This is a genomic window from Thiomicrospira cyclica ALM1, assembly GCF_000214825.1.
Classification (GTDB): domain Bacteria; phylum Pseudomonadota; class Gammaproteobacteria; order Thiomicrospirales; family Thiomicrospiraceae; genus Thiomicrospira; species Thiomicrospira cyclica.
Genome location: NC_015581.1, coordinates 1,053,799 through 1,075,000, shown reverse-complemented (window position 1 = coordinate 1,075,000; position 21,202 = coordinate 1,053,799). Strand labels below are relative to the sequence as shown.

At 43.7% G+C, this 21,202-nt stretch carries 21 protein-coding genes and 1 pseudogene; all 22 read left to right on the top strand.

All coding sequences use genetic code 11. From position 1 onward, the window contains the following. The 22 genes and pseudogenes from THICY_RS04740 to vapC all read left to right on the top strand — a co-directional run bounded on the left by THICY_RS04740 (position 1) and on the right by vapC (position 21,156). Positions 1-1,827 (top strand): hypothetical protein, encoded by a 1,827-nt coding sequence (locus tag THICY_RS04740; protein ID WP_013835471.1) that lies wholly within the window; start codon positions 1-3, stop codon positions 1,825-1,827. Beyond that, on the top strand, positions 1,824-5,591 hold the full coding sequence (locus THICY_RS04735; protein ID WP_013835470.1) for a CDP-glycerol glycerophosphotransferase family protein: 3,768 nt from the start codon (positions 1,824-1,826) through the stop codon (positions 5,589-5,591). Before THICY_RS04740 ends, THICY_RS04735 begins: the two co-directional genes overlap by 4 nt. Further along, positions 5,581-8,244 (top strand): glycerophosphodiester phosphodiesterase family protein, encoded by a 2,664-nt coding sequence (locus THICY_RS04730; RefSeq protein ID WP_013835469.1) that lies wholly within the window; start codon positions 5,581-5,583, stop codon positions 8,242-8,244. The genes THICY_RS04735 and THICY_RS04730 overlap by 11 nt, the downstream gene beginning before the upstream one ends. Further along, the gene (locus THICY_RS04725) at positions 8,241-9,857 is read left to right on the top strand and encodes an aldolase catalytic domain-containing protein (RefSeq protein WP_013835468.1); all 1,617 of its coding nucleotides are present in this window, start codon (positions 8,241-8,243) and stop codon (positions 9,855-9,857) included. The genes THICY_RS04730 and THICY_RS04725 overlap by 4 nt, the downstream gene beginning before the upstream one ends. Then, on the top strand, positions 9,854-10,618 hold the full coding sequence (locus tag THICY_RS04720) for an HpcH/HpaI aldolase family protein (RefSeq protein ID WP_013835467.1): 765 nt from the start codon (positions 9,854-9,856) through the stop codon (positions 10,616-10,618). Before THICY_RS04725 ends, THICY_RS04720 begins: the two co-directional genes overlap by 4 nt. A gap of 2 nt (positions 10,619-10,620) precedes the next feature. Beyond that, a complete protein-coding gene (locus THICY_RS04715) occupies positions 10,621-11,274 on the top strand; it encodes an acylneuraminate cytidylyltransferase family protein (protein WP_013835466.1) in 654 nt (217 codons plus the stop codon). 66 nt (positions 11,275-11,340) lie between these two features. Beyond that, a complete protein-coding gene (locus tag THICY_RS04710; protein ID WP_013835465.1) occupies positions 11,341-12,411 on the top strand; it encodes a phosphotransferase in 1,071 nt (356 codons plus the stop codon). Beyond that, positions 12,401-13,039: an HAD family hydrolase gene (locus THICY_RS04705; protein WP_013835464.1), complete on the top strand. Its 639-nt coding sequence runs from the start codon at positions 12,401-12,403 to the stop codon at positions 13,037-13,039. Before THICY_RS04710 ends, THICY_RS04705 begins: the two co-directional genes overlap by 11 nt. A gap of 10 nt (positions 13,040-13,049) precedes the next feature. After that, positions 13,050-13,184, top strand: a pseudogene (locus tag THICY_RS08760) (IS3 family transposase); the annotation flags it as partial. A gap of 100 nt (positions 13,185-13,284) precedes the next feature. Then, positions 13,285-13,521 carry a hypothetical protein gene (locus tag THICY_RS04700; protein ID WP_013835463.1) on the top strand — a complete coding sequence of 79 codons (237 nt, stop codon included), beginning with the start codon at positions 13,285-13,287 and terminating at the stop codon, positions 13,519-13,521. A 148-nt stretch (positions 13,522-13,669) separates the two neighbouring features. Next, the gene (locus tag THICY_RS08605; RefSeq protein WP_049778960.1) at positions 13,670-13,894 is read left to right on the top strand and encodes a PIN domain-containing protein; all 225 of its coding nucleotides are present in this window, start codon (positions 13,670-13,672) and stop codon (positions 13,892-13,894) included. A 399-nt stretch (positions 13,895-14,293) separates the two neighbouring features. Beyond that, the gene (locus THICY_RS04690; RefSeq protein ID WP_013835462.1) at positions 14,294-14,518 is read left to right on the top strand and encodes a hypothetical protein; all 225 of its coding nucleotides are present in this window, start codon (positions 14,294-14,296) and stop codon (positions 14,516-14,518) included. Beyond that, positions 14,511-14,786, top strand: a complete 276-nt coding sequence (locus THICY_RS04685; RefSeq protein WP_049778959.1) for a PIN domain-containing protein — start codon at positions 14,511-14,513, stop codon at positions 14,784-14,786. The genes THICY_RS04690 and THICY_RS04685 overlap by 8 nt, the downstream gene beginning before the upstream one ends. A gap of 319 nt (positions 14,787-15,105) precedes the next feature. Next, positions 15,106-15,336, top strand: a complete 231-nt coding sequence (locus THICY_RS04680) for a hypothetical protein (RefSeq protein ID WP_013835461.1) — start codon at positions 15,106-15,108, stop codon at positions 15,334-15,336. 3 nt (positions 15,337-15,339) lie between these two features. Continuing rightward, complete coding sequence (locus tag THICY_RS04675) at positions 15,340-15,726, top strand: type II toxin-antitoxin system VapC family toxin (protein WP_013835460.1); 387 nt, start codon at positions 15,340-15,342, stop codon at positions 15,724-15,726. Between the two features lie 57 nt (positions 15,727-15,783). Next, positions 15,784-15,978, top strand: a complete 195-nt coding sequence (locus THICY_RS04670; RefSeq protein WP_041435357.1) for a hypothetical protein — start codon at positions 15,784-15,786, stop codon at positions 15,976-15,978. An 89-nt stretch (positions 15,979-16,067) separates the two neighbouring features. Continuing rightward, positions 16,068-17,066 (top strand): UDP-glucose 4-epimerase GalE, encoded by a 999-nt coding sequence (gene galE / locus THICY_RS04665; protein WP_013835459.1) that lies wholly within the window; start codon positions 16,068-16,070, stop codon positions 17,064-17,066. Positions 17,067-17,135: 69 nt separating this feature from the next. Beyond that, entirely contained in the window at positions 17,136-17,606 is a 471-nt protein-coding gene (tagD, locus tag THICY_RS04660) for a glycerol-3-phosphate cytidylyltransferase (protein WP_013835458.1), read from the top strand. 86 nt (positions 17,607-17,692) lie between these two features. After that, the gene (locus THICY_RS04655) at positions 17,693-19,033 is read left to right on the top strand and encodes an exopolysaccharide biosynthesis polyprenyl glycosylphosphotransferase (protein WP_013835457.1); all 1,341 of its coding nucleotides are present in this window, start codon (positions 17,693-17,695) and stop codon (positions 19,031-19,033) included. 138 nt (positions 19,034-19,171) lie between these two features. Next, positions 19,172-20,263 carry a UDP-glucose 4-epimerase GalE gene (gene galE / locus THICY_RS04650; RefSeq protein WP_013835456.1) on the top strand — a complete coding sequence of 364 codons (1,092 nt, stop codon included), beginning with the start codon at positions 19,172-19,174 and terminating at the stop codon, positions 20,261-20,263. A 261-nt stretch (positions 20,264-20,524) separates the two neighbouring features. Next, entirely contained in the window at positions 20,525-20,761 is a 237-nt protein-coding gene (gene vapB, locus THICY_RS04645) for a type II toxin-antitoxin system VapB family antitoxin (protein ID WP_013835455.1), read from the top strand. Further along, a complete protein-coding gene (vapC, locus tag THICY_RS04640) occupies positions 20,758-21,156 on the top strand; it encodes a type II toxin-antitoxin system tRNA(fMet)-specific endonuclease VapC (protein ID WP_013835454.1) in 399 nt (132 codons plus the stop codon). The genes vapB and vapC overlap by 4 nt, the downstream gene beginning before the upstream one ends. The last annotated feature ends 46 nt before the right edge of the window (positions 21,157-21,202 follow it).

The window sequence follows — 21,202 nt, the reverse complement described above, 5'->3', positions numbered from 1 at the left end:
ATGCCGTTTACCTACGCACTCAAATCGACACTCGGATGGCAGTATCGCATCTTAAAAACCCTGCTCAGGGCGCACGCTAGGATTACGCTTAGCGTTATCCTGTTGCAAGCCCTCTCTAAGATCGCATACCTGCTCGCATTCTTGTTGCCGCTAAAAGTGATCCTACTGATTGGAACCCCGGGCGTGCCAAGGTATTTCCCTTTTGTCGATCCTGCGCAAAAGATGGACTGGGTGGTCGGGCTGACACTCGGCGCGATTTCGTGCTACCTGCTGGCGTTAATCTTTGACCACCTTACCAGCCGCCTCGCCAAACCCGGCGCGAGCGCTATGGTGAAGCGTGCCAATAAAATGACCGTCATTCGCAACCAAGACACCCTGGCGCAAAGCTACTATGAACGCATCACCGGCATTGCCGCGAACAACCTGTTTATAGCACTCGGTCTGGTGTTGCTCTATTTTATTAACTTACCCGTATTCAGCTTTATCCTCCTTTTTTCGCTATTCGGCTTAACCCTAACCGCGCTGATGCTCTGGACAGCGCAAACGCAAAACACCAGCCCAGCCACAAACCAAGCGAACCAATACATCCCAAGCTACTTCATTCCCCAAAATACCATCCAGGCCTGGTTGACTAAAAACCCGAAAACCTATACCAGTGTGCTTTCATCGACCGCCTTTTTAATGGGGTTTTTATTAATCCTATACCCATACCTTGATGGCGACGGCCCCAACATTCTCATCTCCCTAATCTCGTTTCTGGTTCTACGTCAAATCGCTAGTTTTGCTGAAGCCAATATCAACGCCAGCTTCACACTCAACAAGAACGCACAAAAAATCAATGCCCTGGTCTTCAAATCCCAAAAAACCAGCATAAAAGAAAGAAAACACAAAACCCTCCTGCGCGATATTTTCGAAAAAAAACGCAGAACCGCGCTGGTTAACGACCAGCTTAAACCGGGCGAAACAACCCCCGCCACAGTCAATTGGATGGACTCTAATCTAACAGGCGTCACCCTGTTAAAAATCGAAACCCCAACGACGCCAACCCAGTTCGCCCAGCAACAAATTTTCAACAAACAAAGCCGCCATCTGCTAGAGCGAGAAGCCTTTTTATTCACCTACATAGATCGCGCCCAATTCAAAGCGCCACCTGTGCTGGCACAATACCAAATCCAAGACTTTGACTGCCAAATCCTAGATTACGGCACAGCCGAACCGCTGCTCGCAAAAGACTTCAGAGCCGCACTCAACAGTCTTAACCAACAAATATTTCACCGCTTTATACCGCCTAAAGCACTGGTCAAAGACTACAAACTCACGCGCCCCTTACTCGCCGACAAATTCAGTTCAGAGCTGGTCAAGCGGCTCGAAGTCGGTATCGACACCCCAGAAGAGCGCCAGCAATATAAACAGCTGCAAGCCAACCTCCCAAGCTTGATACAGCGCCTTGACGCCCAGCCGCTTTATATCTACAACCCCGACCGCAAACCCGGCACCCTCGTATGGCAAACCGACCAACGCACCGACCTCACCCAAGTCTATATCATGGCCTGGGGTCGCTGGAGCTTGGAACCTTTGGGTATCGCATTCGACCTAAATCAACCTGACGAATGGTTTGACGACAAAGCCTCCTGGCTAAAAGCCAACCGCAAAGACATTCGCGCCCACTATAGCGGCCAAGACTTAAAACTCGTCGCCTGTGCGCAAAAACTCCAACAAGCACTAAACGCCAGCCATTTTAAACGCGCGTTGCACTACGCCCAAACGCTCAACGCACTAATTGAAACCCACACAGCAAACAAAAAACAAAACGGAAACGCAGTATGAAAACCTCATTCTATCTATACAGCAGTATCGCCATGGCCAAACTCAAACGCTGGAAACATGCCGCCAAACTGATAGAACACTATCTCGATCGCCAAAACACCATCAGCGACAAAGACCTTTATCGCGCTGGCGTCTACTGCTTTAACGCGAAAAACTACAACGCCGCCGCCACGCACCTAGAAAAAGCCTACCAAATCAAGCCCACCGAAGTGCGCGCCTTGCTCTGGGCAGATGCCCTTAAGTTCGCCAAAAAAACCCACGCCGCTGAAAATGTCTGTCGCCAGTTTATTGAACTCAAGCCCAAAAGCTTTCTCACCATTTTTAAACTCGCCACACTCCTGCGCAAGCAAAAAAAATGGTGGCAAGAAATCGACACCTTGCAAAACGGCCTAGCCATTCAACCCAAGCGCCCGAAACGTTGGTACCAACTCGGTGAGGCGCTTGAAGCCATGAACCGCTTCCAACAAGCCGCTGAAGCCTATGGCGAAGCCATCGAAAGAAAAAAAGACACACCCCCAGCAGAATGGTACTATCGCCAAGGCTACTGCTATGCACAAGAAGGCCATGATGGACCACCCAATCCAGACGCCGCACACCGTGCCTATCAACAAGCCATCGAAGCCGACACCCAACATGTCGCACAGCGTTTTGGCATCGGTGTGTTTCACCAGGCGCGCGGCTATTGGCCACAAGCCGCTGAAGCTTATGCTCAACAGCTGAACACTAACCCCCAAGACCCCGAGCTCACCTACAAGCTCGGCATGGCACACGACCGCTGCTACAACTGGGCAAAAGCCGCCTTAAACTACCAGGTCGCCATAGACCTACAACAACAGCAATCCCTCGATCCCAATCCCTATTGGTTCTACCGACTCGGCTTTGTTTTCGAACGCCTGGGCGAAGGCTACCAAAGCCAAGCCATCGAAGCCTATCAGCGCGCCAATGCAACCAGCGAAGAGCACAGACCCTATTGGCACTATCGCATCGGCTATATCTTTAACCAACAAGGCCAATACCAACAAGCCGCCGAAGCTTTTCTGCAAACCAGAGAAACCCAAACCCTGCCACCGGAAGAAAGCACAGAAGCATCCGACCACCAGCAGCAAATCAACGAACTCGAAAAAGCCCTAGCGCAAGACACCACCGATCACCAGGCCTGGTACAAACTGGGCAACGCCTATGAGCGGATGCAAAACTGGCCGAAGGCGGCAGAAGCCTACCAGCATGCGCTAGACCGCCAAAATGACCATACACCGGAGTGGTATTATCGTTTGGGGTATGTGCTCACGCAGGCGGAAAGTTATCAAGCAGCAAGCGAAGCATTGCGTGAAACACGCATATTGCAAAAACCTTATGGTGTGCCAGAAGGTGCTTATGCTAGAGATGCTGGTTTCAAATTGGCCTCAGATTTTACCGAATACTATGAGGCACTAGAGTTAAAGCCAGATACCATACTATTCGAAAGCTTTAATGGTGTCAGCATGAGCTGCAACCCTTATGCTATCTTCGTTGCAATGCAGAATGATCCAGCTTACACAAATTGGAAATACATCTGGGTTGTAAACGACACTAATCCACCACCAAAAGAATACAAGAAACAAAAAAATATAGTGTTTGTAAAAAAAGATTCAGACCTGTATTTAAGGTATTTAGCTAAGTGCAGTTATCTTGTTAACAACAGCACCTACCCACCTTATTTTATAAGGAAAGAAGGGCAGAAGTATCTTAATACATGGCACGGTACGCCTTGGAAAACCTTAGGCAAAGATATTAAAAACAATTTCATGGAGCATAAAAACACCCAAAGAAATTTCTTGCATGCGACGCACATCTTGAGCCCTAACACACACACAACCTGGGTACTTAGAGAGCGTTACGACATCGAAGGCCTTTATACAGGAAAGTTTGCAGAAACTGGCTATCCGAGAATAGACCTTACGTTGAATATGGACGAGTCAAGAAAAACAAGCTTACAAGAAAAACTTGGTTTAGATCCTAACAAAAAAACAATTCTTTACGCGCCTACATGGCGCGGCACGCTTGGCAGCGTCGAGCTTGAAGTGGAAAAGCTAATCAATGAAATCAACGCCCTAAAGCATCCTGATATAAACCTTTTATTCAGAGGGCATTACTTTGTCGAATCCGCTGCCTATGAAAATGATCTAGGTAATTTAGTGGTCCCGCAAGAAGTAAATACCAATGAACTGCTCGGCATTATTGATGTTTTGGTGACCGACTATTCCAGTATTGCATTTGACTTTATGGTCACAGGTAAACCTATAATCTATTACCTAGAAGATTACGAACAATACAAGCAAGAGCGTGGGCTATATTTTGAAGCGGATAAACTTCCTGGTGAAGTTGCCTATGATATTAAAGAGCTAAAAAACCGGGTTCAGGCTCAACTAACAACAAACGAGAAGCATGCAAATTATCCGCAGGCGCAGCAAGACTTTACGCCTAATGAAACAGGCAGAGTTTCAAAGGATGTGATCAAATGGTTTATTGAAGACATAGCTCACGATAAAGAGATTAACCATTCGATTAAAAAGAAAAACATACTATTTTTTGCTGGTCAGTTTATGCCCAATGGCATTACCACATCCTTCTTAAACCTTGTTAACAATATTGACAGCAAACAATACAATATCGCCCTTGTCATTAGCCCTAATGCTATAGAAAAAGACCAAGCTAATCTTGAACAGTTCGAACGCTTACCAAAGCATATTAAGGTTATTGGCCATGTTGGGCGAATGAACAGAACAATTGAAGAAGGGTGGGTTGAAATCAAGTTCAATCAACAATCTACGTTTACAAACGCAGAGATGCACACAGTTTTCGAAAAACTTTACACCAAGGAGTTCATGCGCGTTTTTGGTAGGGCTGTATTTGAATCTGTTATCGAATTCAGCGGCTACAGTCAGTTCTGGTCTGCTGTTTTTAGCAACGCGCCAACTAACCTGGTAAAACGAAAAGTGATCTATCAACATAATGACAAGTTTGGTGAGTTTACAGTTAGATTTCCAGGACTCGGCAGGATTTTTGAAATGTATAAAAGCATGGATGGGTTGATATCCGTTTCTGAGCAAACGAGAGATCTGAATTTGTCTAATTTGGTGGCGCATCTCAATATACCCAAAGATAAATTTTTATATTGCGATAATTTGCAAAACCCAACGGAAACCCTGGAAAAATCGAATGACATCATAGATTCCAGTGACGAACTTTATTTCTCTTCTGGCAAAAAAACATTTATTACCATGGGGCGTTTATCCCCAGAAAAAGATCATGCGAAAATGATCAGTGCATTTAAAAAAGCAATCGAACACACACCAGATATACAATTAATAATATTGGGTGACGGGCCTCTAAAGAGCGAGTTACAGCAACAGATAGCATCACTTAACTTAGAAAAAAGCGTACACCTGTTAGGCAGAAGGTTTAACCCTTTCCCACTTTTAAAGCGTGCGGATTGTTTTGTTTTATCTTCAAACCACGAAGGGCAGCCGATGGTGCTTTTTGAAGCGATGATACTCAACAAACCGATTATCTCGACAGATATTGTCGGTTCACGAAGTGCAATAGAGGGGCGTTCTGGTCATCTGGTTGAAAATTCGGCAGAAGGGCTTGCACAGGGCATGCACGACTTTTTGGAGGGCAAGTTAGCGTTCAATACATTCGACTTAGAAGATTACCAAAAAAATGCCATCAATATGTTTTACGAAAAAGTTTGCGGCGAAAAGGAATTAACACATGTTAACTAAACCAGCAATTTACGCCCACCGTGGCGGTGCGGGCTACCATATTGAAAACACACTGGCCGCCTTTGAATTTGCGATTGAGCTGGGTTGTGCGGGCGCAGAGCTAGATGTTCACCTGACTAAAGACAATCAAATTGTAGTTCATCACAATGCCAAGTTAAATCACCTATATACGCGCAAACCCAATGGCCAATGGCTCACGAAAGATGAAGAACGTCAAATCAGTGAACTTACGCTAGAAGAGCTAAAACAATACACCGTCGGCGAGCCAAATCAGAATACGGACTACCGTAAAAAGTTTCCAAAACTACTACCGGTAGAAAACCAAACCATTCCAACCTTGCAAGAAGTCATTCAACTCGCCAAGCAAAAGTCGGAGTCCTTTCGATTACTGATCGAAATAAAAACCGATATTTTTGCAGACAACAACCAGGCCTGGTTACCGTTGGTTGATGCTGTTTTAAACCAAGTTGAGCAAGAGAATTTTACAGAACGCGCAGAATATTGCAGTTTTGATTGGCGCAACCTAATTGAAATCAAAAAACAGCAACCCACAGCTAAAACTTGGTTTACCACTCATCCTTTAGACTGGCTTATTGATACGGGCGAAGAAACACTCTCGCTCGCCTGCGGAAAAGAGCATCTTAATAAACTACGAACGGCCTTTGCAACAGGCAACGCCCCCTGGTATGCAGGTTATCAGCCCAAAACCCCTCAAGGCTTCCCACAGGCCATCAAAAAGGCCGGTGGCGATGTGTGGTTTGCTTATTGGAAAGGTTTAACCAGCGATTTAATCGAACAGGCTCACACCCATGCACTTGCGGTTGCTGGCTGGACGAATAACCTAAACAACCCCAAAGACTACAAAGCGATCAACGCACTCAGCCTCAATGCGCAGTGCATCGACTACCCGAATTATAGGTTTATCGAAATCACTCCAGAGCTACAACAACAACTCGACCTAGCCGACAAAGCAAGGAAAGCCAAAAACTGGCAAGAAGCGAAAACCTTATATGAATTGATCTACAGAGCTTATGGTGACGAATCGCCAGCGGAAGTGTATTGGAAACTGGCCATATCATACCGCCGTCTAAAGCTATTTGATCAATCAATGGGGGTTTTATCAGAAGCAAATTCATTTTTTCCTAATCAAGTGAATGTTTTAACTGAAATTGCAGCCTTAAATAATGCAAAGAAAAAGTGGTCTGATGCAGTTTTAATATGGAATAAGGTAAAAAGTATTAGAGCGGTTTTATCAAAATTAGATTACGAAAGGATGTTGATTGCGCTTGAAAACATGAACTGTAACGATCAGTTATATTCAATTTTAGAAGAGGCGATCGTATTTTATCCGGAAAACAAATCTTTTTCTGGGCGCTTTGCATTGGTAAAAGTAAAAAAGGATATACTCTCTAATTCTATAGATGAGTTTACATATTCTGCTTTTAAAAAGTTTAAATTATCAAAAATAAACAATCAAGCGACTAGGTCGGTAGAAAAAACTCTTTTCGGAAAAACCAATGGTAAACTTGTGAGGCATTCGCCATATAGAGTTTATGCATCTGATTTTTGCAATATACGTAACGTATTAGAACGATATTTTAAAATAGATAAAGAGATTTGCGCAGCGCTTGATGCTATAGCTGCATTAGCCTTTAGGACGGATGGCGTTTTGAATAATTATCTTGATGAATCAACTGTAAATAGTATAAAAATTATTTATAGTTTTTTGGAAAGAAAAAAACAACTTCTTTGTCTTTTAGATGAAGAAACTTTACTTGCACTAGTTAATTTAGTGTTGATGGATAAAAAAATATTGTTCTCATATTATTTGAGGGGGCTTGCTTCTGAAAAATCTAATAATACGATAAGAATATCTAGTTTGGACTTTTTTAAATTAACAGGTTTCGAAAAGCTAGTTGAAAACAAGATTGAGGACTACATAAGTTACAGCGAATTAGACTATACAGCTGAAGATCGTGATTTTAAAGAGTATGTTGCTGGAAAAAGTATAGCAATTGTTGGACCTGTTAATAATGGTATTCTCTCCGGAGATGAAATCGATAATAGTGATATTGTTATAAGGTTTAACTATAAGGGTCTAACGGGGTATGAGCCATGTTACTTTGGAACAAAAACAAATATATCTCTTTACCTTGATCATGATTTATTAGATAAAAAAAAATCTGATCTTATTGAGCACAATGTTAATGATCTTGATTGGGTTTTGTTTAGGAATACTAAGTTAAAAGATTTCAGTAGCTTAGGATTTAATTTACAGGGTGTTAAGGTAAAGCCTTCATTGAAAATTTGGGAAAAAAACAAAAATCCTTTTTTTAAGGGTTTTCCTAATGCTTTACAAATCGTACTGTTTGATATATTTCGATTTCATGTGGGTAGCGTAAAATTATTCAATATGGATTTTTTTGTCTCAACAAATTATGAGTCTTCATATATGCGAACAACCACCACCCTAGATCCGTTTTTCTTAACTTGGCATGATTTGACTTCAAACTTTGCAATGCCGAAGGCACTTTTTAATTCTGGGTTAATAGAGGCTGATGAAATAGCAAGCAAAATCTTGAGACTATCAGTTAAGGATTACATGGAAATTATGGATAAAACTTACTCTAATGTTTATGAGGATAACTCATGAATTTACACCTTGACTGCACCCTCCGCGATGGCGGTTATTACAACGATTGGGATTTTGCACCAGGCCTGGTGGTCGACTATTTACAAGCCATGGCCGCTTTGCAGGTAGATTTTGTCGAAATCGGTTTTCGAAGCCTTAAAAATGAGGGCTTTAAAGGTGGCTGTGCGTTTAGCACGGATTCGTTTTTAAACAGCTTGCTGATTCCAGTAGAACTGACCGACAAAATCGGTGTCATGATTAACGGTTCTGAACTGGCATCTAAACAATCACCAGGCCTGGTCGTCACGCTAGAAAAACTTTTTGCCCCAAAATCTCAATCGCCCGTAACTCTAGTGCGCATTGCCTGTCATGTGCATGAATTTGAAACCTGTTTGCCCGCCGCCAGCTGGTTAAAAGCGCAGGGCTATTTAGTCGGCTTTAACCTGATGCAAGTCGCGGATCGTTCGCCTGAAGAAATCACCCAACTGGCCAAAAAAGCCAGCGAATACCCGATTGATGCCCTGTACTTCGCCGATTCGATGGGAAGCCTTTCGCCTAAAGAGGTCACTCAAATTATCCAAGCCTTTAGAGCGGGCTGGCAAGGCGCACTCGGTATTCACACCCACGACAATATGGGACAAGCGATTGCCAATACCCTACAAGCCATTCAAGATGGCGTGACCTGGGTGGATTCCACCGTAACCGGCATGGGGCGCGGACCAGGCAATGCCCAAACCGAATACCTCACGATGGCGCTCGAACCCTATCGTACAAATAAAGGCAATCCCACCAAACTCTTTGAACTGATTCGCAAACACTTCAAGCCCCTGCAAGCTCAATACGGCTGGGGAACCAATCCCTATTACTACATGGCGGGGCAACATGGCATCCACCCGACCTATATCCAAGAAATGCTCCAAGACTCACGCTACAGCGATGAAGATATTCTCGCCGTGATTGACCATTTAAAAATCGAAGGCGGTAAAAAGTTCAGCCTTGATACCCTAGAAGCCGCACGCCATTTCTACTCCGGCGAACCGCGCGGCACCTGGTCACCCAAATCGGTAATGCAAGGGCGGGATGTCTTGATTGTCGGCACCGGCCCCGGTGTGGCTAAATATCGCTCGGCCATCGAAGCCTTTATTGAACAGCATCAGCCTTATGTGATTGCGCTGAATACCCAGAAAAACCTGCGAGAAGACCTCATACATGCGCGTGCAGCTTGTCATCCGGTACGCTTGCTTGCGGATTGTCACGAACACCTTAACCTGCCGCAACCGCTGATTACACCAGCGAGTATGTTGCCCGAAGACGTACAACAAGAACTCAAAACTAAAACCCTGTTGGATTTTGGTATCTCAGTGAGCAGTGCAGGCTTTGAGTTTCATGAATACTATGCACAGCTGCCAACGTCCTTAGTGGTGTCTTATGCCTTAGCGATAGCGACCGCAGGCCAGGCGAATCACATTTTTATGGTCGGCTTTGATGGTTACCCAGCTGGGGATTCACGCAATCAAGAAATGATTGACCTGTTTGCGCAGTACCGACACGCGCCCAGCAGTGTGCCGCTATATACCTTGACCCCCAGCCAATATCAACTTCCGAGTCTATCTATTTATGGAGCCTTAAATTGAGTCAGCCCAACTTACTAAACCATTTTAAAACCCAACTCAATCACCAGGCCTGCTTGGGCATCTTTAGCAAAACAACCGACAGCAATGTGGTTGAAGCCGCAGGCTATAGCGGGTTAGATTTTATTATCTTGGATATGGAGCATGGACCAGCCACATTAGAAACGATGCACAACCATGTTCGTGCTGCTAAAAGCAGCCAACTGTTTCCCATTATTCGTGCCAAAGGCGTTGATGCCCATGCGATTGGCTCAGCATTAGATACGGGGGCATTAGGTGTGCAAGTTCCTAATGTTTCAACGGCACAGCAAGCAAAAGAAGCCGTTAATGCCGCTCGCTTTCATCCAAAAGGGATGCGTGGTGTGTGTCGATTTGTGGCCGCCGCCAATTTTGGCACACTTGATAAGCAAACCTATTTTGAACAAGCGAATGAAGCCCTCGTCATTTTGCAAGTAGAAGGGGTTGAAGGTATAAAAAACCTAGATGAAATCTTATCTGTAGTAGGGTTTGATGTGCTGTTTATTGGCCCTTATGACTTGTCGCAGTCGATTGGCAGGCCTGGTGAAGTCGATTCGCCCGAAGTCTTGGCGTTGATGAAACAAATCGCCGAAAAGGCCAAAGCTAAAGGCATTATTTTAGGCGCTTTTTCAGATTCACTTGAACGTAATCAATCACTAAAGCAAGAAGGCTTTAACTATATTGCCTACTCAGTGGATTTGAATATTTTTTCTAATGCTCTATCAGATCTAGTAAGAGGAATCTAATTATGTACACAGCTGTTATTCCGGTAAGAAAAGGTAGTCGTCGTTTGCCGGGTAAAAACACGGCACCTTTTGCAGATTCAAATCTATTAATTTATAAAATCGAACAATTGAAAAAAGTTCCTCAAATTACACGCATAGTTGTGACATCTGATTGCGATGATATGTTGGCGATGGGGCGAGCGCAGGGCGTGGATACGCATAAGCGTGCGATTGAATACTGTGATGAAAAAACTAAAACGTTTGGTGAGGTAGTTGCACATGTCGCTGAGAGTGTAGAGGGGGAAAATATTATTTGGGCAACCTGTACTTCTCCGCTGGTTGAACCTCACCATTATGCCGATGCAATAGATCAATATGAGATTGAACTTAAAAATGGCTATGATTCATTAATGTCAGTAGAAGAGTTTAGACGTTATATTTGGACAAAAGAAGGTCCATTAAATTACGAACTAGGAATAAAGCATGTCCCATCACAAGAGCTTGAGCCACTTTATCGCGTAACAGATGGTATTTTGATAGCACCGAGAGCAAAAATGATCGAATGGATGTATTTTCATGGAACAAATCCATTTATGTATAAGATGGATAAAAAGTCATCGATAGATATTGACGATATATATGATCTTGAGTGCGCAAAGGCTTGGTTTCATGTCTAATTTGTTGGTCGATGGGGGCTTTCTAAAATGTAGCGGAAGTAGAAAAAGCATTAAAGGCAGTAGGATATGAATAGAAGATTAGCTTTAAAAACTTTAACAGCACATAAAAAATACTTTGGTGCTATTTCTACCGATCATATTGATTATTTTTTAAAAAATAACTTGCCATCTCACTATGCGGCTAAAAGCGATTTGGTGTTTGGGGGTGGGTGGAGTAACTTGATGAGATACTCTGATGTTGCTAAATTCTATAATGATCATATTTTCTACACCATGTCAGTTTTTAGCGTTTGTGGGCTTGTGAGTTATCCAAAATATAATTATGCAGAATTTATTGGTAAAGGTGCTGGCAAGAATACACTAAACAGTTATAGAAAAGTAACATTAGAAAACGGTGAAGTTAAATTTGAAAAGGTATATAAGAATAACTCAGATGACTTAATTAAGTTGAAGTTTTTTCAGGAAGTGGCTTACAACGTAATTAGTCAAGACTTTAAAGTCCCTTACGCTGATTTAGTAATTGGCGAGGTCGGCACGCTAGCCTATTTTGATTGGATTGATAATGTAAAGCCAATTGATAGGAGAAATATTCTGGGCTTTTATTCCAAGTTCAGAAGTGCAGCCAAACACATAGCAATTCCAGATCACTATTCTAAAAACGAAGTCATTTATGATTTTACCAGAGAACCTATGTATCAAAGTGGCTTAAAGGCTGCAGAATCTTGGCTGATCAAACATAATTTTGACAGCAAAGATACTTTGCTACTAAACCATCTGAGCCTTTACTTGAAAGATACACCTAGTTCGGAAAGGTTATTTACGCATGGTGATTTAGCACCCGTTAACTTGCTTCAAGAAGATGGTGTATTTGATTTTGATAGGTGTGGATACTACCCTTCATCTTATGAGTTAGCCTTTTTATGCAGTAAGTCGTTAAGTTTTGAGAGCTTGGCTCAACTAGACTTAGAACTTGATATGCATATTCAAGATTTATCTGAAATAAATAAAATTGGTTTTTATTTTTTTGCATTTATCTTTTATTCAAGAAAGATAGGTATCGAGTCCTCTGATGCGTTTTTAAAAGAGCTCTGGGTAGCCGTTAACAGAAAAGCAAAAGGAGCAGGACTTGAAATATAAAGCCTATGTATTTGATTGCGATGGCGTGGTACTGAATTCTAATAAAATCAAAACCCAAGCGTTTTATGATGTCGCTAAAGTTTACGGTCACGAACCCGCACAAGCCTTAAAAGACTACCATGTGCAAAATGGTGGGATTTCACGTTTTGTTAAGTTTGAATACCTGCTCACCGAGATCCTAAAAAAACCGCTTGACCAAACCGAGTTAAAGCAACTGCTGGACAACTTTGCACATGAAGTTAAAAAAGCCCTCATGACCTGTGAAGTGGCCAAAGGTCTAGCCGAACTGCGCGGACAAACAAAACACGCCAACTGGTTGATTGTCTCCGGTGGCGATCAAGACGAATTACGAGAAGTGTTTAAAGCCCGTGGCCTAGCCCACTACTTTAACGGCGGCATCTTCGGCAGCCCCGATACCAAAGACACCATCCTCGCCAGAGAAATCGAAAACGGCAATATCACCCGACCCGCTTTATTCCTCGGCGACAGCAAGTACGACTACCAAGCCGCCGAAACCGCAGGCCTAGACTTCATCTTCCTAACCCAGTGGACGGAAGTAAAAGACCACCAGGCCTGGTGCAAAGAATTAGGTTTGGATGTTGAATTGAATTTAATGTCGCTGGCGTAGGTTCTTCAGGTTGTCGGTACACCTGTTTGAAGCGATTGAACAGGCTCAAGACCTGGCAACAGAGTGGCTTTGGACATACAATAACGAACGACCAAACTCAGCCATTGGTCGCGTACCGTCAAGGTATTTACTGGACGCGGCTTAACCCTCTACTTTTAACTTCGGTTATAAATGGGGGGATTACAATCCAAAGCTAGGGTGCCGGTTTGTTTTAAAGTGTGGGTTTATATTTAGGAGTAAGTGAAATGTATGCCATTGAATTTGAAACCGATGTGACGAGCCCGTTTATTCGATTACATGATTATGAGAAGTTGAAGAATCAACATGTCAAGGTAATCGTGCTTTCAGAGTCACTTTCAGATGAAGTGCCTGCTCCGTCAGTTCATCAATCAAAATACAATTTTGATGATTTAGTTGGTCGTTTGACTTGGCAGGGTGACGCTCTTAAAGTGCAGCAAAGGTTGCGTGATGAATGGGTGTAGATTCGTTTTAGATACCAATGCCATTATTCAGTTGCTTAAAGGTAATCGTGACCTATTAAATCTGATTTCATCTGCGCAGTATCTTGCGATATCTGTGATAAGCGAGTTGGAATTTAAGTCCTTTTCAGGTATCAGCTAGGATGATTTAATGTTGTTTTCTAAATTTAAGGACCGCGTTGAAGTCGTGGATATTGTCTCCGCCAACGCTAACTTGATAGCTAAAGTAACGGAACTAAGATGCCAGTCATCATTAAAAATGCCTGATGCAATCGTGGCGACGACGGCTGTAGTGGAGAATGCGGTTTTGATTACGTCAGACCAAAAATTGCTGCGAGTTCTTGGTGAGCAAGCTGTGGCATTTGAGCTTGTTTAAGGTTTTAAATTTGAGTTTAGAGTCGCGCTAATGGCAAATTACTCATCGTCCTCGGCGACAGTAAATACGACTACCAAGCTGCCCAAACCGCTGGCCTAGACTTTATCTTCTTAACCCAGTGGACCGAAGTCAAAGGCCACCAGGCCTGCTTTATTCCTCGGCGACAGCAAATACGACTACCAAGCCGCCAAAGCGGCAGACTCCTAAGTTTTGATTTTAATGAATTTTACTCTGGTCCCGGTTTTTTAGGGTTGCAGGGCGTGGAGGAGTCTACTGGATGACAACACCAAAGAGTGAGCAGACCGATGATCACACGAAAAGCGAGGCACGCTTGATAGGCTTATGGGTTGGTTTTTGGGTAGAATAGCGATTCGGTTTAACTATCATGAGGAGTGGCTTATGTACGCGATTGAATTTGAGACGGATATTAAAAGTAAATATATTGAAATTAAAGATTATAACAAGGTTCTTAATAAACATGCCAAGGTTATTGTGCTAATGGAGGATTTGGATAGTGGCGACTTTTTTGCGAGTCAAGATGATTTTATCGCCAGTTTGCTTAATAAACCAAGGCATTTAGAGCAAGGCACCGTGTTTTTGAGCCGAGATGAAGCCAATGAATGATAAGGTCTTTGTTGATTCGAATATTTTCTTGTATGCGTTTAGTGATCTAGACTTGGAGAAGCAAAAGATTGCTGGTGAGATAGTGTCACAAGAAAATTGTGTCATTTCCGGTCAAGTGTTGAATGAGGTGAGTAATAATTTAATTAAAAAACTACTTTTCAAAAATAACGAGGTTTGTAAGTTTGTTGAGAGTGCATATAGTCGATATTGGGTGGCTGATCTTGGTAAAGATACGTTTTTGAAAGCGTGTGATTTGAGAGAGGTATAAGTTTTCTTACTATGATTCGTTGATCGTTGCGGCTGCTAGTAACGAAGGTTGTTGCCGACTGTATTCTGAAGACATGCAAAATGGTTTGCTGGTAGATGATCTTTTAAAATTACAAATCCGTTTTGATAAGCGTTGAGGTGCCACGCCAGGCCTGCTTTATTCCTCGGCGATAGCAAATACGACTACCGAAGTCAAAGACCACCAGGCCTGGTGTGGTGAGCTGGGCTTATTCATGAAAAGCAATTTATTTGATATGGTTTAATTGACTTAGCTATACTTTGCTAAGGCGTATGAATATTTAGAAAAGGAATGGTGAAGTATGTTGAGAGAAATTATTAGACCAGATAACGAGTATTACAATTTGCATATTCCAAAAGAGTATGTGGGTAAGGATGTAGAGGTTATTGTATTGCCGCTTTTTGATTTGGTTAAAACAACGCAAGTAGAGCAACTGAAGACCTTTGACCCGATGGCGTTTTTCGGTGCGGCCTCAGCGAGTAAGGCTAGTGTGGATGCGTATTTATCGCAGATTAGAAGCGAATGGGATTAAGCGGTGAAAAACAAATATTTGCTTGATACCAATGTTGTCATCTATTTTTTTAATGGTCTTACCGATGATAGGTCATTGGTTGAGATTCTTCGTTCCAGTTTTAATATTTCGATTATCACGAAAATTGAGTTTTTGAGTTGGCAGAAACTTTTGAGTGATGTTGCTTTAAATGACAAAGCGATCGAGTTTATTTCAAATGCTACGGTTTATGAACTTGATGAAGTTGTGGCAAATCGTACGATTATAAACAGGCAACAATATAAAATTAAAACGCCCGATGCGATTATTGGTGCTACCGCGCAGGTGCATGGCTTTGAAATAGTGACCAATAATGTTGATGATTTCAAGATGCTAGATTTAAAGGTGACAACCGTTGAACTTAAGGAATAATCGCGTGAGAAAAGAAAGTTTTTTTCTAAGCATTAAAAGGACAGCCACTTTTAAAGAATGGAAGAAATAAAAACCGGCAATATCACCAGGCCTGTCTTATTCCTCGGCGACAGCAAATACGACTACCAAGCTGCCCAAACCGCTGGCCTAGACTTCATCTTCCTAACCCAATGGACCGAAGTCAAAGACCACCAAGCCTGGTGCAAAGATTTAGGTTTTGATGTTGAAGTGAATTTAATGTTGCTGGCGTAGTTTTTGGGGCGCGTATTTGTTGGACTTTTTGCCTTTTTCAATCGTGATGAAGTAGGTTGTTGTTTTTAATATTTGGGGCAGAGTAGTTTATGAACATTCTTGTGGTTGGTGGTGCGGGTTATATCGGTTCTCACATGGTGAAGATGCTGGCAAAAGCCGGGCATGATGTGGTGGTGTTGGATAATCTTTCTACCGGTTTTCGTTCGGCGGTGAAGTATGGTGAGTTGGTGGTGGGTGACTTAGCCGATATTCATTTGTTGGAAGGGTTATTTGCCAAGCATTCTTTTGATGGGGTGATGCATTTTGCCGCGAACAGTTTGGTGGGGGAGTCGGTCGATTATCCATCCAAGTATTATCGCAATAATGTTTCGAATACGTTGAATTTGTTGGATGTGATGGTGCGCCATGATGTGAGACATTTTATATTTTCGTCGACGGCCGCGACTTTTGGTGAGCCGGACTACACGCCGATTGATGAGGCGCACCCGCAAAGGCCGATTAACCCGTATGGGGCGAGTAAGTTGATGGTGGAGCGTATCCTGAAAGATTACGCTACTGCTTATGGTTTGAATTCGGTGTGCTTGCGTTATTTTAATGCGTGCGGCGCGGATCCTGAAGGCGATCTGGGCGAGAACCATGACCCGGAAACCCATTTAATTCCGTTGATTTTACAGGCGGCGTCGGGGCGACGTGAGGCGATTACGGTTTTTGGCCGAGATTATGCGACGGCGGATGGGAGTTGTGTTCGTGACTATATTCATATTCAGGATTTGTGTTCGGCGCATTTGTTGGCGTTGGAGCATTTAATCACGGGTGCGGGTCAAGGTGCGTTGGCGTTTAATTTGGGCAATGGCGCGGGTTATTCGGTGCAACAGGTGATTGAGGTGGTTAAGCGCGTAGTGGCGGAGGATGGCTGTGAGTTAGTGGTCAAAGAAGGTGAGCGTCGTGCTGGCGATCCCGCGATATTGGTCGCCGATGCCACCCAAGCTCGCGCCGTTTTAGGCTGGCAACCCTTCTATGATGACCTAGAAACCATTATCCGCCATGCGTGGGCGTGGGAGCTTCGTGATAAGGCGTTATTAAGTTGAATTTGGTGGTAACTGATGTATGATTTGTGCAAGTTTAGTTAATTATGACCTTTTTAAGATGAGTATAAGATGAGTAGCAAACCAAGAACGATTATTACTTATGGAACATTTGATATGTTCCATATTGGGCATTTAAATTTATTGCGTAAGTTGAGTGAGATGGGCGACCGTTTGGTGGTGGCCGTGTCAACGGATGAGTTTAATAATGGCAAGGGTAAAAAAACCTTGATTCCTTATGATCAGCGTGCGGAGATTGTGCGCTCGATTAAGTATGTTGATTTGGTGATTCCTGAAACCACTTGGGAACAAAAACTGACCGATATTAAAGAACATGGCGTGGATGTTTTTGCGATAGGCGATGATTGGAAAGGTAAGTTCGATTTTTTAGAAGAGTTGTGTGAAGTGGTGTATCTAGAGCGTACGAAGAATATTTCGACCACTGAGCTAAAGCGTTCTTTGAAACGCTTTTTGTCTATTCCGCACGAAGATTTGGCACGCGCATTTGAGGTGTTGGAGATGTTGCGCCGAGATTTGGAGTAAAAGCTTTCTCGTGGTTAACATTACGAAGCGTTAATGTGCTAGATTAAAATTTTAGTTGGTTATTTACCCATATCTTTTCGGTGATTATGCATAGAATTATTCGCTATTCCTCTCGTAAAGCGCTTATATATTTTGGTTTGTTTGACCTGATACTTCCTTTGGCCTTGCTCTATGTTGTGCAGGGTTTGGTAGGTGATAAACCATGGTCGGAGCCTTATTTTTGGCTGGGTCTGTTGGCAGGGATTGCTATGGTGTTAGGCAGTGCTTTGGCAAATGGTTATAGTCGGTATTCTAGTCGCACCTTAGCTAAAAAGTTACAACTGGTTTTTCAGGTTTGGGGAATTATCCTGCTTGGTTTGTTAGTGGTCGCTTTTGTCATTTTTGCAACACACGAGTTTGGTCGTAAGGTGGTTTTGGTTTGGGCGTTTTTTACGCCATTTTTGTTGCTATTGGCGCGTTTGGCAATCAATTATTTTTGTTATTACCGTCAGCATACGCTGATTAAGGTTTTGTTTTTATCTCCTTATAAGTTTACCGGTTTTGAAAAGAAGCGTTTGCGAGCTCAGCATTTTCAATGGCAGTTTTTAAAAAGTCGTTCGTCATTGGAGGTTGTTCTCGCAGATTTTAAACCTGACTATGTGGTGTTGCCCGAGCAGACGCCAGTAATCGGTGTTGTTGATAAGCGTGAGCAGCAAGATTGGGTTAAGCAGTTAACTCGTGCCGATTTGCAGGGCGTGCATCTGGTTAAATTTGAGCAATTTATGGAAGGCTTGTTGCGCAAATGTTTCATAAATTATCAATCGACCGATTTAACCTATTTAGAGCAGATTGCTGCTTATTCTCAAAGTCAGTATGTGGTTAAGCGTGTGGTTGATATTGTAATGGCGTTAGGTGTTTTGGTGTTAGTTTGGCCATTGATGCTGTATGCCGCTTGGCGCATTCGCCGCGAGTCGCCGGGGTCGGTGTTTTTTTCGCAAACTCGGGTGGGGCGCGGTGGTAAGGAGTTTACCTTGTATAAGTTTCGGTCGATGCATCTTGATGCCGAAAAAAATGGTGCGCAGTTTGCGACTTCTAAAGACCCAAGAGCATTTGATTTTGGTGCTTTGATGCGTAGAACACGGATTGATGAGTTGCCACAGCTTTGGAATGTGCTTAAGGGGGATTTGCATTTTGTGGGTCCACGACCAGAGCGCAAGTGTTTTACGGACACTTTGGAGATCGATATTCCTTTTTATAACGAGCGTCATTTGGTGGCCCCTGGTATTACGGGTTGGGCGCAGGTGATGTATCCTTATGGGTCTTGCACGGAAGACGCGCGTCAGAAATTGATGTACGATTTGTATTACATCAAGAATTGGAGCATTTGGCTGGAAATAGAAACCCTTGTTCGTACCGTTGGTGTTGTCTTTAGTATAAAAGGTATTTAGGTAGGAGATTCCGGCCTGCGCCGGAATTACTGGAAAGGTGTCATCCAGTTTTTTATTTATGTCATCCCGGCGAAGGCCGGGATCTTTTGAGATTATGAAATTTGCGTGACGCGTGGAGTTTTCCAAGGATAGTGTTTGATGATTTTAGTGACAGGTGGTGCGGGGTATATCGGGTCGCATACGTGTGTTGAGTTGTTGGCGGCTGGGTATGATTTGGTGGTGGTGGATAATTTGAGTAATAGTTCTGTGGCCTCGCTTGAGCGGGTTGCGGGGATTGCTGGGGTTGAGTTGTTGGATGGAGATTCCGGCCTTCGCCGGAATGACAGTGTTAGCCGGTTGGAGATCCCGGATCAAGTCCGGGATGACGCACGTTTAACTTTTATCCAAGGGGATATTCGGGATCGGGGGTTGTTGCGTTCGGTTTTTGCGCGGTTTGAGATTGAAGCGGTGATTCATTTTGCCGGCTTGAAGGCGGTGGGGGAATCGGTGGCGATGCCGTTGCGTTATTACGATAACAATGTATCGGGTTCGGTGGCGTTGTTTGAGGTAATGGCGGAGTTTGGTTGCAAGCGGGTGGTGTTTAGTTCGTCGGCGACGGTGTACGGAGACCCAAAGAGTGTGCCAATTCGTGAGGATTTTCCGTTATCGACCACCAATCCGTATGGCGCTTCGAAGTTGATGGTGGAAAACATTTTGCGGGATGTTTTTGCAAGTGATTCAGATTGGTCGATTGGTTTGTTGCGTTATTTTAATCCGATTGGGGCGCATGAGTCGGGTTTGATTGGTGAAGACCCGAATGGGATTCCGAATAATTTGATGCCGTTTGTATCGCAGGTGGCGGTGGGGCAGCGTGAGAAGTTGTCTGTATTTGGTGGCGATTACGATACAGTCGATGGCACAGGGGTGCGCGATTATATTCATGTGGTGGATTTAGCGAAAGGCCATGTGGCGGCCTTGCGGAAGTTAATGCAACAACCAGGCCTGGTGACGGTGAATTTAGGCACTGGGCGCGGTTATTCGGTATTGGAAATGGTGAAGGCGTTTGAACAGGCATCGGGTAAAGCTGTGCCTTATGAAATTGTAGCCCGCAGGCCTGGTGATGTCGCGCAATGTTATGCCGACCCGAGCTATGCGTTTGAAATGTTGGGCTGGAAAGCGGAATTGGGCATAGAGCGAATGTGCGAAGACGCTTGGCGCTGGCAGTCGATGAATCCGAATGGGTATAAGTAATCAGGTTTTGTAATCCTGAACCCAACCCCGTCATCCTGAACCCAGTGGTGTCATCCTGAACTTGATTCAGGATCTCTCGAGGGTTTGCACAGTCGGTTGGAGATTCCGGCCTTCGCCGGAATGACGGGGTAATCTGCCGGAATGACAAGGTGGTGTCATCCTGAACTTGATTCAGGATCTCTCGAAGTTTCGTTGCTGTTTGACCGCCGTACTGGATTAGATTAACATGTATAAACCTTTTGGATATACAGGACATTTGTGATGACTGCAATTACAACAACCCTTTTTAAAAATAACCAATCTCAGGCCGTACGTTTGCCAAAATCGGTTGCCTTGGACGAAAGTATTAAGCAGGTTGTCATTACCGCAATTGGCAAAACTCGCATTATCACCCCGCTTGAACAGACGTGGGATGATTGGTTTGATGCTGTAGGTGTGAGCGATGATTTTATGAACGAGCGTGCGCAAGAGCCGGATCAGCTTCGCGAATCCTTATGATCAAGTATTTGCTCGATACCAATATTCTGATTTATACCTTAAAAAACCGACCTAGGCAGGTCCGTGATGCTTTTAATAGTCATGTGACGCAGATGGCGATTTCGACGATTACAGTTGGCGAATTGATTTACGGTGCCGAACGATCTAACCAACCTGAGCGGAATCTTGCCGATATTGAAGGTTTGATCGCGCGTTTGGATGTGCTGGATTTTGATAGCCATGCCGCGACTCATTTTGGTCAAATTCGCGCAGAACTTTATGCAAAAGGTCAACCAATAGGCCCTTATGACATGATGATTGCCGGACACGCTCGAAGCCGAGGTCTTATTTTGGTGAGCAATAACCTGTGTGAATTTGAACGCGTTCCGGGTTTAAGGCTCGAGAATTGGGTTTGAGATTCCGGCCTGCGCCGGAATGACGGTGGTGGTTTGGAATGACGGT

Coding starts and splice junctions, on each gene's coding strand:
- THICY_RS04740 (WP_013835471.1), top strand. CDS start 1: ATGCCGTTTACCTACGCACTCAAATCGACACTCGGATGGCAGTATCGC.
- THICY_RS04735 (WP_013835470.1), top strand. CDS start 1,824: ATGAAAACCTCATTCTATCTATACAGCAGTATCGCCATGGCCAAACTC.
- THICY_RS04730 (WP_013835469.1), top strand. CDS start 5,581: ATGTTAACTAAACCAGCAATTTACGCCCACCGTGGCGGTGCGGGCTAC.
- THICY_RS04725 (WP_013835468.1), top strand. CDS start 8,241: ATGAATTTACACCTTGACTGCACCCTCCGCGATGGCGGTTATTACAAC.
- THICY_RS04715 (WP_013835466.1), top strand. CDS start 10,621: ATGTACACAGCTGTTATTCCGGTAAGAAAAGGTAGTCGTCGTTTGCCG.
- THICY_RS04710 (WP_013835465.1), top strand. CDS start 11,341: ATGAATAGAAGATTAGCTTTAAAAACTTTAACAGCACATAAAAAATAC.
- THICY_RS04700 (WP_013835463.1), top strand. CDS start 13,285: ATGTATGCCATTGAATTTGAAACCGATGTGACGAGCCCGTTTATTCGA.
- THICY_RS08605 (WP_049778960.1), top strand. CDS start 13,670: ATGTTGTTTTCTAAATTTAAGGACCGCGTTGAAGTCGTGGATATTGTC.
- THICY_RS04690 (WP_013835462.1), top strand. CDS start 14,294: ATGTACGCGATTGAATTTGAGACGGATATTAAAAGTAAATATATTGAA.
- THICY_RS04685 (WP_049778959.1), top strand. CDS start 14,511: ATGAATGATAAGGTCTTTGTTGATTCGAATATTTTCTTGTATGCGTTT.
- THICY_RS04680 (WP_013835461.1), top strand. CDS start 15,106: ATGTTGAGAGAAATTATTAGACCAGATAACGAGTATTACAATTTGCAT.
- THICY_RS04670 (WP_041435357.1), top strand. CDS start 15,784: ATGGAAGAAATAAAAACCGGCAATATCACCAGGCCTGTCTTATTCCTC.
- galE (WP_013835459.1), top strand. CDS start 16,068: ATGAACATTCTTGTGGTTGGTGGTGCGGGTTATATCGGTTCTCACATG.
- tagD (WP_013835458.1), top strand. CDS start 17,136: ATGAGTAGCAAACCAAGAACGATTATTACTTATGGAACATTTGATATG.
- THICY_RS04655 (WP_013835457.1), top strand. CDS start 17,693: ATGCATAGAATTATTCGCTATTCCTCTCGTAAAGCGCTTATATATTTT.
- galE (WP_013835456.1), top strand. CDS start 19,172: ATGATTTTAGTGACAGGTGGTGCGGGGTATATCGGGTCGCATACGTGT.
- vapB (WP_013835455.1), top strand. CDS start 20,525: ATGACTGCAATTACAACAACCCTTTTTAAAAATAACCAATCTCAGGCC.
- vapC (WP_013835454.1), top strand. CDS start 20,758: ATGATCAAGTATTTGCTCGATACCAATATTCTGATTTATACCTTAAAA.